The sequence below is a fragment of the Vibrio sp. 2033 genome (assembly GCF_033339735.1).
In genome coordinates, this window is record NZ_JAWOVC010000003.1 from 199,702 (window position 1) to 216,063 (window position 16,362).

Sequence of the window (16,362 nt, forward strand, 5' to 3'; positions counted from 1 at the left end):
ACCTTTATAACACTTGTTTCTTGGCAGATTTTATACACCTTAAGCCAGAGCTCATTTTTTAATACTACTCATTATTCAATTAAAAGCAAAATATCCCATCAAGTTCCTTAATCTACACCCAAAGGAATAGTCACATTTGTCTAACTTTAATTTGACTTACATGTGTACGCTGATATTCTGGCGAACAGTTGTTAGCTCAAAGTTAGGGATACACCTGTGACTCAAAACAAACCACCTGTTATCTGGTTGAATACATTGATATTTTCTGCCAGTTTTGTTCTGACTTTTATTGTAATGCCTTGGTATGCATATCATTTTGGACTGGGTTGGGAACATCTAATTTGGGGAGTGATTGCATTTAGTTTTACTAACCTTTCTATTACAGCAGGCTATCATCGTCTCTGGAGCCACAAAACGTACGAAGCTCATCCTATTTTGCGCGCCATTTTTGCGATTGGAGGAGCATTTTCTTTGCAAAATAGTGCATTACATTGGTCTTCTGATCATCGTGTGCATCACAAACATGTCGACAATAACGATAAAGATCCGTATTCAGCCAAGCGGGGTTTTTGGTATTCTCACATTGGGTGGATGTTACGTGATTACAATAAATCAAAGGAAAACGAATATACAAACTGCCGTGATCTAAAGCGCGACAAAATCGTCATGTGGCAGCATAAGTATTATGTTCCACTTGCCCTACTGACTAATATTGGTTTCCCAGTCATGCTCGGACTGATCTACGGTGATATCTGGGGGATGTTATTGGTCGTTGGTGCGGCTCGACTCTTTATGAGTCACCATACGACTTTTTTCATTAACTCCCTCGCACATATTTGGGGTAAGCAAACTTTCACAGACAAAAACACTGCTCGCGATAATGGTGTACTCGCCTTTTTCACATTTGGAGAGGGTTACCATAATTTCCATCATATTTTCGAGAATGACTATCGCAATGGCGTGTATTGGTGGCATTACGACCCAACGAAGTGGTTGATAAAGTCATGTTCTTGGCTAGGACTCACATCTAAGTTGCGCACAACGCCTACATTTAGAATTGAAAAAGCCCGTGCGAGTCAACTTTTGAAGAAAGCAAGAGAAAAGCTAGAATCGAAACCGAACACGCAAACAATCCTCGATCAGCTGCAGCACGAGTTTGATACTCTAGTTCATCACATGCAGGAATACTACGAGATGCGCAAAGAAGTACTCGGTGCCAAAACTGCCAGTGTGGTAAAAAAATACGAATGTTCTGTAACGAAAATGAAGTACCAGCAAATTAAAGCAGAGTTCGAACGGCAGCAGCGTAGTTGGAACCTTATGGTTCGTCGATACGCATAGTTTATCCTCATTCTTACGATTACTTAGCTTCGCTTCGGCGAAGCTTTTTTGTTGTGAAGAGTGTTTTCCAATAATTGCTTACTGAGTAAAGTCTTTTTCCTATTGTGAATCAATTCACTCTTTATTCATTCACTTTCCTAGTCATATTTTCCTTCCTATAAATAGCTTCAAACCAGCACATAACACTTAGAAAACCAAATTCCAACAATACAATCTAACGAAATTATTTATTAAATTATTATTTGTCTCAGATCATGCAAGCCCCATATTTGTCTCGTGCCACAGCTAAGAATTCTGTAAATTCCTTGTCATAAACTGAAACAGTTTCTTTCTTTTTTACATAACATTCGGAGATCCCTATGTTAGAGCTCTTAATTGGCTTAGTGGTTACCATTGCGGTGGGTTACTTTATTGTCAAAGGCTATAAAGCTGCGGGCGTGTTACTGACCGCTGGTATTGCTTTACTTCTTATGACTGGCGTTTTGGGGCACGACGTGCTGCCGTCAAAAATCACCTCAACTGGTAACATGGTGACAGATGCGCTTGAATACGTGAAATACATGCTTCAATACCGCGGTGGCGGTCTTGGTATGCAAATCATGCTGCTTTGTGGTTTTGCGTCATACATGACTCATATCGGCGCGAACAACGTGGTAGTGAAACAGTTCTCTAAACCGCTTTCTGTCATCAAGTCTCCTTACGTCCTTTTGGTAGCGGCTTACATTGTGGCGTGTTTAATGTCTCTTGCGGTAAGTTCTGCAACAGGCCTTGGCGTACTATTAATGGCGACATTATTCCCAATGATGGTCGCGATGGGCATTTCTCGTCCAGCAGCCGTTGCAGTGTGTGCCTCTCCAGCGGCAATCATCCTTTCTCCTACTTCTGGTGATGTTGTTATCGCAGCAGAAAAGTCTGGTTTAGAGCTTGATGTGTTTGCGGTACAAACTGTGTTGCCTGTTTCTATTTGCGCAATCATCGTCATGGCAGCGGCAGCGTTCTTCTGGAACAAATACTTAGATAAGAAAGAAAATACACCAATGGAAAAAATTGATGTATCAGAGATCAAAGCTGACGCACCAGCGTTTTATGCAGCTCTTCCATTTCTACCTATCATCGGCGTTTTCCTATTCAACGGTCGTACCATTCCAGGACTTAGTCTAGACATCTACACTATTGTGGTTGGTTCGATTTTCCTTGGAGCTCTGATCCATTATGTTGTAAATAAGTTCGATGGTAAGAAATCACTAGAAGATTTAGATTCTTGTTACGCGGGCATGGCTGACGCGTTCAAAGGCGTTGTGATGCTTTTGGTTGCCGCAGGGGTTTTTGCACAAGGTCTGATGTCTATCGGAGCTATCGATAACCTACTTCATCTAGCAGATAATGCTGGTGCAGGCGGCGTTGCTTTAATGCTTATTCTAACTGCATTGACAGTTGCAGCAGCAATTGCAACGGGTTCGGGTAACGCGCCTTTCTATGCGTTCGTGGAGTTAGCACCATCTTTGGCTGCGAAAATGGGATTAAACCCTGCTTTCCTAATTATCCCGATGCTTCAAGCATCAAACCTAGGCCGTACTATCTCACCAGTATCTGGCGTAATCGTTGCGACATCAGGTATGGCAAACATCAGCCCGTTTGAGGTTGTAAAACGCACATCCGTTCCAGTTCTAGCAGGCCTTATCACGGTGATTATTGGTACTATGGTGCTTGTTCCAATGAGTGCCTAACGGTATTGCCACGATCAAACTAAAAGCAATATCCGAACAAAATTACGTTTAATTAAAAACGCCAGCAAATGTGCTGGCGTTTTTTTTATTCTAATGTGTTGATTTACGCTGACTTAAATCGGTCAGGAATCTTAGTGATGCTCTCTCTGTAGCTAAACCATAAGTAGGTAACGGCAAGCGAAAAGAATAAATATGAAAGTGCGAATACGATTGGAGACGTGATTAATTCCGCGGACATTCCCCACATCACACCGACTACGGTTATCGTCAACTTAGAAAGCATACCGCAAATGAGTAGGAATAAAGCAAGCTGTGGAAAGCGCGAGCTGCGAAATGCGAAGAAATAACAGCTACCTACCGCTAAAGAAGCAATAGATAAGCCCAACATAAATGAATGGATGTGGTCTGCTGATGCGATACCAGCGGATACCGAAGCCATGAGTAATAGGAACAGTTTCATAAGTCACCTCACAACAAATCTAAAAAGCATCCCTTCATAAATGAAAACTCATTTTTCACTATATTCTGCGCCTAAAATCAGCAATTACAAGTTACTTTTTTGCTCACTTAATGAACATAAAAGCTAATCAGCTTCAATTATTACAAAAGGTTAACAATTAAAAATTAAGAAACCCTTTGCATCTGATACTTACGACAGTCAGATGATAAATTCGCCATTTTTGTTACAGATGGTTAACATGGAAACATTTTGAAATTTTTTATTTGAAATGTGAACTGTGCACTCAACAGCGTAAAACCTCTCTGTCTTGACTCATCATTCGTTATTAGTGAACAAAAAATGTCACTTTTTTACAACGTTCTTACTACATACAAAACCATGAATTCACATCCACTTTTAATGTTGCAAATTATTTTATCAGTAACCGTAAAAAGAGATTCCAATCACATATTTATTGGTTATAATCCGCGCTCATTGCGTTAAACGTTGAAAAACGCAAACTAATTTTGAGAAAAAACATCTTTAAACCAACCTTCTTTGCGGCATTGCCAATAAGAGGAAAAACTGAGAATAAAAATGAGCAAGATTGATAAAGCTATGCGCATCCTGTTAGCAGGGTTCTGTATCAACCTTTGTCTTGGCATCCTGTATGCTTGGAGTGTATTCAACAAGGCACTGGTAACTGAATCAGGCTGGAGTGCTGCAGAAGCTTCTGCACCTTACGCAACTGCAACCATCACTTTCTCTATCTGTCTTCTTATTGCAGGCATTCTTCAAGACCGCATGGGCCCTCGAATGATCCTTATCCTAGGTACTGTTCTTACAGGTCTGGGCATGATCGCTTCTGGCTTTGTGAACTCTCCACTAATGTTGAACATTACATTCGGTGTGATCACAGGTGCAGGTATCGGTTTTGGTTACGCATGCCTATCACCTTCTGCGATGAAGTGGTTCCACGCTTCGAAGAAAGGTATGGTTAACGGCATTATTGCGGCAGGTTTCGGTCTAGCGGCTATTTACCTTGCGCCAGTAACTTCTGCGCTAATAGACAGCATGGGCATTCAAACTAGCTTTATGGTTCTTGGTGTTGGTATCCTAGCGATTGCAGTTCCTCTTGCAGCAACCATCAACAACCCACCAGCAGACTACACACCTGCTGAGCCTAAAGTAAAAGAAGGCCAAGCACCTAAAGCGGTGAAAAAGTCAGATGACTTAACTTGGAAAGCAATGTTGAAAACGCCACAGTTCTACTCTCTATGGATCATGTACGCGTTCGCAGCTTCTGTTGGTCTAATGATCATCGGTAACATCACGACAATCGCAAGCGTTCAAGCAAACTTGCCAAACGCGGTTTACCTAGCGTCTATTCTTGCTGTATTCAACTCTGGCGGTCGTGTTGCCGCGGGTATGCTTGCAGATAAAATCGGCGGTGTTCGTACGCTTCTACTCGCGTTCGTTCTACAAGGCGTAAACATGGTGCTGTTCGCGACGTTCGACTCTGAGTTTACACTGATCATCGGTACAGCAATCGCAGCGGTAGGTTACGGTACACTTCTAGCGGTATTCCCTACTCTAACGGCTGAGTTCTACGGTCTGAAAAACTACGGCACTAACTACGGCGTGCTTTACACAGCATGGGGTATCGGTGGTGCAATCGGCGCAGCGGTTGTTGGTTTCTCGATGACAAATGGCGACGGCTACACCTTGGCTTACACAATTTCTTCAGCAATGATGGCAGTATGTATCGTACTTGCGTTCATCACTAAGCCATTGTCTGATGCGAAAGTAGCACAGCTAAAAAACGCATAATTGCGAATTGATTTGATAGCAAAAAGGCTTAACCTATGGGTTAAGCCTTTTTTGTTATCGGTCGTTTATGGAAAGCCCTATCGAACTTGTACCAGACTACTATCTAGAGAACTTCTTTAAGCTGACTCATCACGCAGTAACTTGGTACAGCGATTTACTGACCAAGGAAGAACACGCATGGCTTTGCTCGTTTGATTCTTTGAGCAAACACGCCCAGTGCCTTTTGGTACGTTTATACAGCCGAAAGGGATGTTGGTTTCGAAGTGATAAGCTGAGTTATCCAGAAATACCTTCTATCAATGAAGCACTGGCAGAATTGAGTCAACATGAGTTTGTAGCCCTTTCCCCACCCCTTTCTCATCAAGAGTTAGCGGCCAATTTACTGACCAAACCAGAAATCTCTGCGCTTTATCCCGAACTGCCGAAATCACTCAAGAAAGACGCCCTTGTCGAACGTTTGAGTAATGCGGAATTTGATCGTATAGAGAAGCTTGAGTTTACGATCGTCAAACTCAATTCAGCTCATATGATCGACGTGTTGCTCACTCTGTTTTTTGCCAACACCCATCAAGACTTAAGTCAGTTTGTGCTTGATGACTTAGGTTTGCATCAGTTCGAGCAATATCAATTGAGTAAAGTGCGCCGTTTCTTTGATTCACGTGAGCAAATAGACCGCTTAATTGAACTGAGCCAGTTGGCCAACCTGTACTGGCAATTTGACCGAAAAGACAAAGCCAATCTCGACTTATTAATTGAGGCAATGCCTCAGCCCGTTAAACACCGTTACGTAGATCGTAAACGCGAGCACATGTTGAATGACATAGCACGTGATTACGAACGGCTTAATGATCTAGAGACCGCCCTATCTCTATTTGGCCAAACTCAACTCACACCGAGCCGAGAACGACGCGCACGTATCTATGACAAATTAAACCATGATGATTTATTTTGTGACATTGTCACAGATATGCTTAACTCACCGATCGATGTGTCTGAGCTCGAAGTTGCACAAAAACTTGAGCAACGGTTAAAACGAAAACAAGGCGAGAAAGTGCCAAGAGTGACGAAGCCAACCTGTACGGAATACCGCCTTGAACTGGATTTATCTCAACAGAGAGTCGAACTCGCCAGCAAAGCGTATTTTGAGTCCTTAGGCTGGACTGTATTTTACGCCGAAAATGCACTGCTTAATGCATTACTTGGTCTCACTTTTTGGGATGCGATTTTTGCTCCTATTGAAGGGGCATTCATTAACGCTTATCAACACCGTCCTTTAGATTTATATCACTCGGATTTTGTTACCAAGCGCCAAGCTTTGATAGACACCGCTTTTGCCGAACTAGAAGCGGGCAACACCCAGATGTTATTGACAAAATACGATGAGAAGTTTGGCATCAGTAATCCATTTGTACATTGGAACTTAATAAGTAAAGAGCTACTCGAAACAGCACTCAACACTATCCCAACCAATATGCTGATGGCGCTGTTCAAAATACAATTGAGCGACCTTAAGCTTTACCGTAATGGGATGCCGGATCTCATTGCTTTTAAAGAAAACGAGTTCGAGTGGATTGAAGTGAAAGGCCCTGGCGATAAACTCCAGGATAACCAATGGCGTTGGATCAAAGAGTTTACTCGCCTTAATGTCCCGTTTGCGGTGTGTTACGTCGCAGCAACTTAACTTACTCTATATAAAGAGCTTGGTGTTTGTTCACTCAAACCGCCCCTCGGTTATCGCCCCTTGCTCTTTTTTCTAAACATTTTTTCGTTTCTTCACGATCGCTTCACGCTTCTTCACACAAAATGCGCTTCTACTCACTAAGTTGATTTGAAGAGGCAAAATAAAATGAACAAAACACTTCTTGCGTTACTTGTTACCTGCTCAGTTTCGGTATCTGCGGCTCCTTATGTAGGTCTGGAATATGGACTAGGCACCACTGACCATGATTTGGAACCTCACTTTTCAACTGACAACGTAACACTCAACCCTGAGCTTGAAGACGGTATTTTCTCAGGCTTTGTCGGTTACGCATTTAATGACAACTGGGCATTGGAACTGGGTTACAGCCAGTTTGACCTTGATGACGGCCGTTCTAAGAACCTTGGTATCAAGACAATTGATGGCAAAGATTACCATCATGAAATGGATTGGGATTCCTCTATCACAGCCAAACAAGTCTCGCTAGCACCAGTGTTTAGCTATGCATTAAGTGATAAATGGACAACAAAATTCAAAGCGGGTTTAACTTACACGCAATACGACGCCAAGGTTGCTCAACATCAAGAATATGAGCTTGTCGCGAATGACGATGTGGAAATAAGCAACACGCTTTTCCATAGCTCGGAGAAAAACAACGAGCTAGGCGCAATGTTCTCAGTGGGTGCGGAATACAGAATTTTCCCGCAGCTCACCATAGGTGTAAACGCAAAATATCAACTAGACCGATACGCGAACACTGCATCCTTTAACGTAGGCACAACTTATTACTTCTAATATAAGGAGATGATAATGAAAAGAGTATTGTTAACATCCATGCTTGCCCTACTTTCAAGCTCGGTTTTCGCCGCGTTTAATGGTCCAGAAGTCAGTGCAATCAATACGGTGAAAGAGGCGCGCAACGCAACCGACGACAGCGCTGTAGTGCTAACCGGGCATATTGTTCAATCATTTGGTAACGAGACTTACTTGTTCAAAGACAACACTGGTGAGATCGAAGTAGAGATCGACAACGAAGATTGGATGGGTCAAGAAGTGACACCAAAAGATACCGTAATGATTCGAGGAGAGGTTGACGCAGATTGGACAACTACGCAGATAGACGTTGAGACCATTCAAAAACGTTAAGAAGCTGACTGATACCTCAACACAAATAACACAGCCACATTTTAGTGGCTGTGTTACGCAATAATCATGGAAAACGCTCGTTTAGCTAGTCAAGCAAGGACAATCTTGCGGTACGACTAATCGTATACTCTTAGGCTGAACATCAAATCTAATGGTTCTCGAATGATAAGGTTCTCCATCTAAATTAAGAGGTAATGGATTCGGGAAGTCTATCTCCAACCAGCTTGCTCTTGTGTACTTCACAAACTCTCCTTTCTCACTCGGGTTATTGATCTCGTCGATTACTTTAGGCAGCTCATGAGGTAAAAATGGGCGCACCAATGTTAGATCCATCAGCCCATCATTAATCATCGCTTTTGGAGCTAACTCTTGCCCACCTCCAGCAAGGCGCCCATTACAAAACGCACCGAGCAACATTTCTCCCTGATACGCACCACCTTCAATCGTTATTGTTCCGTCATATGGTTTAAAGCCAAGTGCTTTTACAACACCAGTTAGCGTGTAAGCTCCGCCGCCAAGAAAATTTTTGAGTTCAACAGGCGTTTCTGCTGTAACTTCTGCGCCAAACCCTGCTGTTGCCACGTTAATAAAGCAGCGATCGTTCGCTTTGACGCAATCGACCAAAGCGGACTGCCCCTCAACAGCAAGAGATAAAGACGCCTTAATGGAATTAGGTACTTGAATAGCGGTAGCAAAGTCATTGGCGGTACCAAGGGGAATAATGGCTAACTCAGGGCGTTTTTCTTCGTCAATTTGAATAATCGCAGAAGCCGCCTCATTGACGGTCCCATCGCCACCAGCGACAACAATACGTTCAATGCCTTCATCAACCGCTTCTTTCACTAGCCGCGGCATGTCTTGAGATTCCCACGTCACACGCACCTGTACGTCGATGCCTTTGTCTCTCATTTTCATGATTGCATCTCTTAACTCTGTATTCCCAGCTTTTTTTCCGTTAAGGATGGCACGTATTGTCTTTTTCATTGCACTTCCTATTGGTTGATGACTTTTCCTGCTTGCTTAATCTGTGAACGCAACCACTGATGGGCGCTGTCGTTTGTGCGACTAGGATGCCAGATTGTACAAAGCTCATACATTTGTTCATCAAATGGCATTGATAGAGATTTAACATGATAGGTGTTATTGAACAAGTTGATCATCGACTCTGGCATTAAACCAATGTATTCACTACCACAAATAATTGGGAGCATTTCTAGTACGCCTGAGGCTCGATACTTAATCTTTCTCTTATCCAAGTCGACAATGTCATCGGCGTTTAACAAGCTCTTACGACTCTGCCACTGCGAAACCACTACATGTTCTTCTTCAAAAAATTGTTCAGTCGTAATCTCGTCATTCAGGCGTGGATGCGCTTCGCTACATACCACCACCAAACGCTCCGTAAGTACAGTTTCCAGTTTTAACACCGTTCTTGCTCTTGGTGTGATATCAATGATCAAATCGTATCGTTGTAACCGCAGATCACTTTCAAAATCTTCCGTAAAAAGCGGATGTACTTCTAATGCAACATTTGGCGCCGACACACGGATTTGTTTCATGACTTGAGGTAGCAACTCAAAGCTTGCAACGGACACACAGGCAATAGAAAACACTCTATTCGACACTTTAGGGTCAAACTCACTAGAGGCCGATAATGTCGAAGTGAAATTTTGTACTGAAGCAAGAAGAGCAGGATAAATATCCATCGCAAATGAGGTAGGCTCGACACCTTTAACGCAACGATGAAACAATGGATCATCGTAGATATCACGTAGCCTTGCTAGCGCTTTACTCACCGCAGGCTGGGTGATGTTTAAACGCGCCGCCGCCCGAGACAAGTTACGCTCTTCATAGATGGCAGTGAAAATGGGAATAAGATTAAGGTCGGTCGGTTTCATGCTATTAAATTTTTCAAAAGTCACTTTCTCTATTTTAATCTAACAGCATGATCCTTCACGTAGCCAAGTGCAATAAATGGGCGGTATCGCTTGTTTTAATGAGTTTTAACTCAATTTTGACGCACTTCATTCACTATATAAGCTGGCACCGTAGTGCAACGTAAAGCTTGGATTAGGCTTTGCCTAAGTAAGGGGTAAGAAACTCGCTGACTTCCTCGCCGCACAAACCCGTTTCTACCTCTATACCTGCTTGTTTTAGAATCTCGATACCTCGACCACTGTTGCGTGGGTCGGGGTCCAATATGGCTACGACGACTTTGCTTATGCCGGATTTGACTAATGTCACCGCGCAAGCTGGCGTGCGACCAACAAACGAACACGGTTCCAGCGTAACGTATGCCGTCACCGATTCTAACGAGCCTTGATACGCATTCAGCGCTTCCACTTCCGCGTGATTGCCACCAATCGCTTGAGTATGACCTTCAGAAACGATTTGATTGTCTTTCACTAACACGCAGCCAACCGGCGGGTTGGGTTGACATTCAGGAAGCGCATTTTTGGACACTTCCAATGCGCGGCGCATAAACTCTTGGCTCATTTGAACTCTATTCTCTAATAAAAACGAGGCGCTATATTAGCGCCCCGTTTTATTCATTGCCATCTCTTCCAATGACTTTGTCCAGTTCTGGTAACGCTCGCGGAATACGGAATTTAAAGCGTTTTTGTTTGGTCTGGACTTTGCGCCACATCGACTTCAGTAAATGAGCGCTATTTTCACCATTTTGCATTCGCGACGCACTTTTTTGCCACGATTCACTCGTATCGGCGTTGGTCATTTCTAGCTCGGCCGTATTTAAACGCAATTGTTTGTACAATATGGTCCTTGCTTCAGACCAACGTTTAGCCTTTAACAAACGGTGGAACGTCAGCCATGCTGGTGTCGGTCTGTTGCGGTAGTAACGTTTAATGGCTACCAATGAAATAATCACAAAACCCAGAAATACAAGCGTGGATACAATCCATGCAAAGTACGTTTTGATGAAGGATTTCAACGTGTGCTTCGCAGCAAATGTTTTGCCCTCTAACACCACCGTTTCCACTTGTTGAGTATTACTGTTCCACCAACGGAACTCATAATCTGGCAGGGTTAATTCACCACCTTGTTGAATCACGTACACACTCTCTTCTGTGCGTGTTGACTGGTAGTCACCACGTGTTTGCGTATCTGTAAGACGGTGCGGTTGAGGATACGCTTGGTAACGGGTTGTTGATTCTCCTTTCAACAAGTCTGGTAGCAACACAGATAGCGAATCATGAGCCAAAATGGTGATTTTACGCGTGATTGCATCCCCAACTTTGAGTGACTCAGTGGAGGTTTCCCACTCTTGTTTTACGTCTACGTGCGTTGCAGAAAACCAAGGCGTATCACCGCTCAACAATCCCGATGGCAAGACAGTTTTGAACTTAATCGGCTGCGTATAAAGTGTGCCTGACACCTTCTCGCCATCCGGCGCCGACACCTGAACGCCCACAGCGACAGGTGGAATCACAAAATCACCAGATGCTTGTGGATACAAAGTCACTTCCCAGCGTTGACGCGACCAAGTTTGTCCCTCTTTTTGCTCAGTAAAGTTGGTTGCTAGTTGATTACGCTGTTTGGCGATAACATTGGGTATTTCAATATTGCCAATTCTCGTACCACCCGTAAACCAACGCGGCGTTGCCACTTCGATGGTTAAAATAACTTGCTCATTGACGCTAAAACTTGGTGTTTTACGCTTCTCTCCAGCCGTTGGTTGTTTGCCAACCCACGCTTGTAACTCAACACCATGCTCTCGTTGAACGTCACGAATATCTTGAGCCAACACACTACTGCTCAGGAGGAAACCGAAACAGATAACTAACCACAAGGGTAAAGCAAAGGGCGTAAAACGGTGGCTTTTCATCATTGCACCGCCTCCTCTGTATTTTCGTTCGCAGTAGAAGTTGATTCTCCGGTTTCTATTGAACGCAATTGAATCTGAAACTTCGCATTTAAGAAGTATTTAGGATCCGCTTCGACTCGCTTTAACCATTTGTCTGCTAATTCTTGGCTACCTAAGATGTCGTCTGCATTTAACGTCTCTTTAATCATCAACTCCGCTGACGTTTTTTCATCCGCCCCTTCGGCGGTTTGAGGGTTATCGCCTAGCTCGGTTGATGCTTCTTGCTCTGTTCCTGCCTGACTCTCACTCATCCGGTTGATGTCCTCTACAATACCACCAATCACTTTCAAGTTATGCTCAACATCCGGTCTTAGCCTCTCGCTCAACGTTGGCTTGTTGGCTAGGGATTTTAACAAGTCACGTGCAGCCAAATATTCACGCTGACGCGCCAATGCACTCGCCGCATTATAAAGACCGTAATCTCGAACCTCTTCGGACGGGTCGTTTTGCATTTCCAAAAACGCACTGTGCGCGAGCTCAAACTCGCTAGCGTAGTAGTACGCCGTGCCTTTGCGTAATGGATCGACAAAGTGTTTCGCGGCTTCTAAATACGCTTGTTGGTTGAACAAACGCTGTCCTTGTTGATCTGGCGTTAGCCACAAATCCCACCACCATTGCGCCACCTTGTCGAAGGTCTTCACTTTTTGCACAACTTGTGGCTGCTCGGCTTTAACAGAAATGTTCTCCGCCATTGCACTGGTCGGCATCAACAGTGTACCGCTCACCATCGCAATCACACACCATTGCACTAACCACCCTTTTCTAAACCACAGCATCATGATCAACGCGATTGGAAACAGAAGTTGATAACCCATGTCTTTCCAAGGCATTGAAGATTCGCCATTAAGCTGCATATTGCGCTCAACGTATCGGTTCAGTTGCTCGATATCACTATTATCGACGGTCACTTCCACCAATCGACCGTTAGTCTGACTAGCCAGTTTTTGTAGAGAATCCAAATCCATTGGGTTGTTACTCACAATGTCAGCATTCCCTGCCGCAAGAATTAACAGTTGATAAGGTTTGCCTGCAAAATACGCTTGGTATTGCTTAATTGTTGCCGGGTTCACGCCGTCGCTCACCAACAGAACGGTGGAGCCGGGTTGACCTTGCAATTGTTGGTCAATTAACGGCAAGGCTTTTTCGGCAAGCTTACCTTGCACGGGCATAATTTCTGGCGTAATGGCCGCCAAAAACGGGTCAAATACTTTGCTGTCTTGAGTTATAGGCATCGCGACATGAGCACTGCCCGCAAACACGACTAACCCCGTTTTTCCGCCTTTTCGCACGGCTAGCAAATCGCGTATTTTCTGTTTGGAACGCTCAAGGCGGCTTGGTGGGAGATCTTTTTGCAGCATCGATTCGCTGTTATCAAGCACCACCAGCAGAGAGGCTTTATCTTCGCCAAAGGGGGAAGATTCACGTTGCCACGTTGGGCCTGCACAAATCACAATGGCGATGAACACAATCAGCATCAAGAGCTTAAGCGGCAGTTGCTTACGCCAACCTCGCTCACCTATCGTCAAAGCATTGCGTAAATGTTCGGGCAGAATATCCTTCCAGCTTGGCTTGCTTTCTTCTCGCCAGCGTAACCACACCAAGAAAAACATGGGGATCAAAGCCAGTAACCACAGTGGTCGAATAAAATGAAACTGCGTAAAGAATTGCGTCCAACTAAGAGAATCAAACATCGCTCTCTCCTAATGATGATCGTGTAACAGCCCTTCTTTTGAGTGTTGCGACGCTGAACGCGAGCAAATGCATGATGACCACTAACACCATCAAGTAATGATGAAGGCTTTGTTTTGGGCGGTATGTAGTGCTTTCGTAAAGTTGAGGTTCCAGTTTGCCAATTTCGTCGTAGGCAGCCGATAGTTCATCACGGTTGAGTGCTTCAAACGCTTCACCGCCGGATTCTTTCGCAATGCGATGAATCGTTTCCATATCCAACGCGGTTTCACCTATCGTTTCCGGATCGCCCATCGCAATGACGTGTACTCTCACGCCTTTGGCTTTCGCAACTTTCGCCGCATCAATCGGTTCAACAAAACTGCCCGTGTCGTTACCATCGGTTAATACAATCGCGACTTTTTCACGGTTTTGGTCTTGTTCTAAAGCACCACGCGACTTATCGCTTTGCTCAAAAACTTTAATCGCTAAGCCAATCGCATCACCAAGATGGGTACTCTGCCCTGCCATCGCCACATCGGTTTGGTTAAGCAGTTCGAGCCACACTTTTTGGTCTGCGGTAAATGGCGTTTGCACGAAAGCAGCATCACCAAAAAGCACCATGCCTAATCGGTCACCTTTACGAGACTGAACAAACTCCGACAGCACTTCTTTTGCCGCATCAAGACGAGAAATTTTTCCGCCTGTACGTGAGGTGAAATCTGGCTCGGCCATGGAGCCCGAAAGATCCACCACCACCATCACATCGCGCCCTAAACTCTCGCGAACTTGAGGCTCGCCTAACACGGTGGGTTTTGCCATCGCACACACCACCAAAAGCCATGAGAGAATTAACGTTGCTCGTTGCCACCAACTCGGGGTCAACTGGCTTGCACCTTCTGATGGCGTCTCGCCAATCGCTTCCACCAGCTGACTAAAAAACGGCACTTTGATCGCCATTTGCTTAGTGCGATATGCAGGCACCAAGTAGTACACCACCAACGGCAAGGGCAAAACCAGAAACCACATTGGGTGAGCAAATTCAAAACCAGACAAACCAGTTATCGATCCAAGAAGATCATTCATGTTGACCTCCCTGATGTGCTTTGCGTTTCAATCGTGGTGATTTCTTTGCCGCGCTTTTTTGAGCATCACCACGGTGTTCACTCACCCAGTTTTTCGCACGAGCAATTAGCATTACACGATCTTCGTTGGTTAGCGTAACGCTTGGGTCAACAATACTTTGTAGCCAGCACTTTGAAAGCTCATCGTTAAAAACCATTTGCGAGTTTGCTTGAGAATCTTCGGTTTGCGGATACAGCGCATCGAGCTTGCGCAGAAAGGCGGTATCAAACAATTTCGCGTTGCGGCTATCAATATGAATCAGCACTACTTTAAGCACCGAGAACAATGCTTTAGGCATATCTTTGTCGCTCGATTTGATTTGCGAAATCGCCATTAGAGCTTCTTTTCGGTAACGATTATGCCACCATTGCCGAGCCAATCGATATACGACATACACCAATGCAATGAGCACAACCGCCGCTAAAATTTTCCAGCCAATAGTTTGCGGGTACCAACTCACGCTGGGTGGTACAGCCACATCATGCAGCTCTCTGAGTATGTAGGTACTCGGAGGCGTAGGAAGATCACTCATTTAACGCCCTCCTACCAGTTTTTGGAATTGTTTAATGTGCTCACCTGTCGTATCGAGTTCGATGTGTGGAAGGTGTTTCATCGCCATAAGTTGAGAGAGTGATTGACGCTGTAAGCTAGTTCGAGCCTCAAGCTTTGCGCTCGCAGCTTCTACCTTTGCTTTGCTGTCTAAGTTGAGTTGATACTGCCCATCACCAACCACCCATTTCGATTTTGCCAAATCGTCTGGTAACGTTTGTTCTAATGGGTCACTGACCATCACTGCGAGAACATCGTTATGCTGTTGCAGCTGTTTAAGGTGATCAAGATGGTGCTCCTCGCAGTCGCTCCAGTCGCTGATAAAAATCAAAGTGGATTGCTTGAGCTTCATGCGTTTAATGAGCTCAATCCATTGACTGAACGTTACTTTTTCGGAGTTGCGGGAGTCCACATTGAGCGATTGATTGGCTTTAGCGAGACGTTTAAGTTGCGCCAGAAGATCGTTTTGCGAACGCTGTGCCTTGCTGTGAAACAACGCCTGCGGGGATGCGATGACAAAACCGACTCGATCGCCATCTTTTAATACTCGCCACCCACACATCGCTGCGATCTCTGCCGCGACAACTGATTTCATTACTTGCGTCGAAGCAAAAAACATTGTGCTTCTCTGGTCGACACACACGATTACGTTGCGATCTTTTTCTTCTGTATAACTGCGTACATGCGGCTTACCCGTACGCATCGTAACTTTCCAATCAAGGTTACGAATATCATCACCTAATTGGTAATGGCGCAGCTCTTCGAAGTTCAATCCACGACCGCGAAACAACGAATTGTGTCGGCCAGAGAGTACGCTACCCGCCTTTAGGTGAGGAAGTAAACTGAATGATTCTGCTTGTGCTTGCAGACGTACTAAACGAGCGTAATCGCAGTACAAACGGGGATCCATCCCTTGTGATTTTGGCGCAAGAGTTGGCTTAGCCATAATGCCTCC

15 protein-coding genes are annotated in these 16,362 nt (G+C 44.5%); 6 read left to right on the forward strand and 9 right to left on the reverse strand.

Annotation, left to right across the window (positions count from 1 at the left end; all coding sequences use genetic code 11):
• The first annotated feature begins 216 nt into the window (after positions 1–216).
• Both R7P74_RS06595 and dcuC read left to right on the forward strand, forming a co-directional pair.
• On the forward strand, positions 217–1,341 hold the full coding sequence (locus tag R7P74_RS06595) for an acyl-CoA desaturase (protein ID WP_017821552.1): 1,125 nt from the start codon (positions 217–219) through the stop codon (positions 1,339–1,341).
• 359 nt (positions 1,342–1,700) lie between these two features.
• Positions 1,701–3,068, forward strand: a complete 1,368-nt coding sequence (dcuC, locus tag R7P74_RS06600) for an anaerobic C4-dicarboxylate transporter DcuC (RefSeq protein ID WP_005376528.1) — start codon at positions 1,701–1,703, stop codon at positions 3,066–3,068.
• Positions 3,069–3,171: 103 nt separating this feature from the next.
• On the opposite strand, the gene R7P74_RS06605 is transcribed toward dcuC, so the two are convergent.
• Positions 3,172–3,528, reverse strand: coding sequence for a hypothetical protein (locus R7P74_RS06605; RefSeq protein ID WP_005376535.1), 357 nt, complete (start codon positions 3,526–3,528; stop codon positions 3,172–3,174).
• A gap of 576 nt (positions 3,529–4,104) precedes the next feature.
• On the opposite strand from R7P74_RS06605, the gene R7P74_RS06610 reads away from it, so the two are divergent.
• The 4 genes from R7P74_RS06610 to R7P74_RS06625 all read left to right on the forward strand — a co-directional run bounded on the left by R7P74_RS06610 (position 4,105) and on the right by R7P74_RS06625 (position 8,182).
• Positions 4,105–5,337: an L-lactate MFS transporter gene (locus R7P74_RS06610; RefSeq protein WP_053349165.1), complete on the forward strand. Its 1,233-nt coding sequence runs from the start codon at positions 4,105–4,107 to the stop codon at positions 5,335–5,337.
• Between the two features lie 67 nt (positions 5,338–5,404).
• On the forward strand, positions 5,405–7,018 hold the full coding sequence (locus R7P74_RS06615) for a VRR-NUC domain-containing protein (RefSeq protein ID WP_318122763.1): 1,614 nt from the start codon (positions 5,405–5,407) through the stop codon (positions 7,016–7,018).
• Between the two features lie 165 nt (positions 7,019–7,183).
• Complete coding sequence (locus tag R7P74_RS06620) at positions 7,184–7,831, forward strand: AcfA family outer membrane beta-barrel protein (protein WP_042520735.1); 648 nt, start codon at positions 7,184–7,186, stop codon at positions 7,829–7,831.
• 15 nt (positions 7,832–7,846) lie between these two features.
• Complete coding sequence (locus R7P74_RS06625; protein ID WP_042520734.1) at positions 7,847–8,182, forward strand: YgiW/YdeI family stress tolerance OB fold protein; 336 nt, start codon at positions 7,847–7,849, stop codon at positions 8,180–8,182.
• Positions 8,183–8,263: 81 nt separating this feature from the next.
• Here the strand turns inward: R7P74_RS06625 and yegS are convergent, their stop codons facing one another.
• From yegS to R7P74_RS06665, 8 genes are all read right to left on the reverse strand, one after another.
• Complete coding sequence (gene yegS / locus R7P74_RS06630; RefSeq protein WP_053307625.1) at positions 8,264–9,166, reverse strand: lipid kinase YegS; 903 nt, start codon at positions 9,164–9,166, stop codon at positions 8,264–8,266.
• An 8-nt stretch (positions 9,167–9,174) separates the two neighbouring features.
• On the reverse strand, positions 9,175–10,080 hold the full coding sequence (locus tag R7P74_RS06635) for a LysR family transcriptional regulator (RefSeq protein WP_318122764.1): 906 nt from the start codon (positions 10,078–10,080) through the stop codon (positions 9,175–9,177).
• Positions 10,081–10,252: 172 nt separating this feature from the next.
• Positions 10,253–10,678, reverse strand: coding sequence for a bifunctional diaminohydroxyphosphoribosylaminopyrimidine deaminase/5-amino-6-(5-phosphoribosylamino)uracil reductase RibD (locus R7P74_RS06640; RefSeq protein WP_005376542.1), 426 nt, complete (start codon positions 10,676–10,678; stop codon positions 10,253–10,255).
• A gap of 49 nt (positions 10,679–10,727) precedes the next feature.
• Positions 10,728–12,029 (reverse strand): BatD family protein, encoded by a 1,302-nt coding sequence (locus R7P74_RS06645; protein ID WP_318122765.1) that lies wholly within the window; start codon positions 12,027–12,029, stop codon positions 10,728–10,730.
• Positions 12,026–13,756 (reverse strand): VWA domain-containing protein, encoded by a 1,731-nt coding sequence (locus R7P74_RS06650; protein ID WP_318122766.1) that lies wholly within the window; start codon positions 13,754–13,756, stop codon positions 12,026–12,028. Before R7P74_RS06650 ends, R7P74_RS06645 begins: the two co-directional genes overlap by 4 nt.
• Positions 13,749–14,819: a vWA domain-containing protein gene (locus R7P74_RS06655; protein ID WP_318122767.1), complete on the reverse strand. Its 1,071-nt coding sequence runs from the start codon at positions 14,817–14,819 to the stop codon at positions 13,749–13,751. The genes R7P74_RS06650 and R7P74_RS06655 overlap by 8 nt, the downstream gene beginning before the upstream one ends.
• The gene (locus R7P74_RS06660; RefSeq protein WP_054574631.1) at positions 14,812–15,390 is read right to left on the reverse strand and encodes a DUF4381 domain-containing protein; all 579 of its coding nucleotides are present in this window, start codon (positions 15,388–15,390) and stop codon (positions 14,812–14,814) included. Before R7P74_RS06660 ends, R7P74_RS06655 begins: the two co-directional genes overlap by 8 nt.
• On the reverse strand, positions 15,391–16,353 hold the full coding sequence (locus R7P74_RS06665) for a DUF58 domain-containing protein (RefSeq protein WP_047101409.1): 963 nt from the start codon (positions 16,351–16,353) through the stop codon (positions 15,391–15,393). It abuts the gene before it with no gap.
• Between the last annotated feature and the right edge of the window lie 9 nt (positions 16,354–16,362).

Excerpts from the sequence above, each read along its gene's own strand:
- R7P74_RS06635 (WP_318122764.1), bottom strand. The coding sequence starts at position 10,080 with ATGAAACCGACCGACCTTAATCTTATTCCCATTTTCACTGCCATCTAT.
- dcuC (WP_005376528.1), top strand. The coding sequence starts at position 1,701 with ATGTTAGAGCTCTTAATTGGCTTAGTGGTTACCATTGCGGTGGGTTAC.
- R7P74_RS06610 (WP_053349165.1), top strand. The coding sequence starts at position 4,105 with ATGAGCAAGATTGATAAAGCTATGCGCATCCTGTTAGCAGGGTTCTGT.
- R7P74_RS06605 (WP_005376535.1), bottom strand. The coding sequence starts at position 3,528 with ATGAAACTGTTCCTATTACTCATGGCTTCGGTATCCGCTGGTATCGCA.
- R7P74_RS06650 (WP_318122766.1), bottom strand. The coding sequence starts at position 13,756 with ATGTTTGATTCTCTTAGTTGGACGCAATTCTTTACGCAGTTTCATTTT.
- R7P74_RS06660 (WP_054574631.1), bottom strand. The coding sequence starts at position 15,390 with ATGAGTGATCTTCCTACGCCTCCGAGTACCTACATACTCAGAGAGCTG.
- R7P74_RS06640 (WP_005376542.1), bottom strand. The coding sequence starts at position 10,678 with ATGAGCCAAGAGTTTATGCGCCGCGCATTGGAAGTGTCCAAAAATGCG.
- R7P74_RS06615 (WP_318122763.1), top strand. The coding sequence starts at position 5,405 with ATGGAAAGCCCTATCGAACTTGTACCAGACTACTATCTAGAGAACTTC.
- yegS (WP_053307625.1), bottom strand. The coding sequence starts at position 9,166 with ATGAAAAAGACAATACGTGCCATCCTTAACGGAAAAAAAGCTGGGAAT.
- R7P74_RS06655 (WP_318122767.1), bottom strand. The coding sequence starts at position 14,819 with ATGAATGATCTTCTTGGATCGATAACTGGTTTGTCTGGTTTTGAATTT.
- R7P74_RS06645 (WP_318122765.1), bottom strand. The coding sequence starts at position 12,029 with ATGATGAAAAGCCACCGTTTTACGCCCTTTGCTTTACCCTTGTGGTTA.
- R7P74_RS06665 (WP_047101409.1), bottom strand. The coding sequence starts at position 16,353 with ATGGCTAAGCCAACTCTTGCGCCAAAATCACAAGGGATGGATCCCCGT.
- R7P74_RS06625 (WP_042520734.1), top strand. The coding sequence starts at position 7,847 with ATGAAAAGAGTATTGTTAACATCCATGCTTGCCCTACTTTCAAGCTCG.
- R7P74_RS06620 (WP_042520735.1), top strand. The coding sequence starts at position 7,184 with ATGAACAAAACACTTCTTGCGTTACTTGTTACCTGCTCAGTTTCGGTA.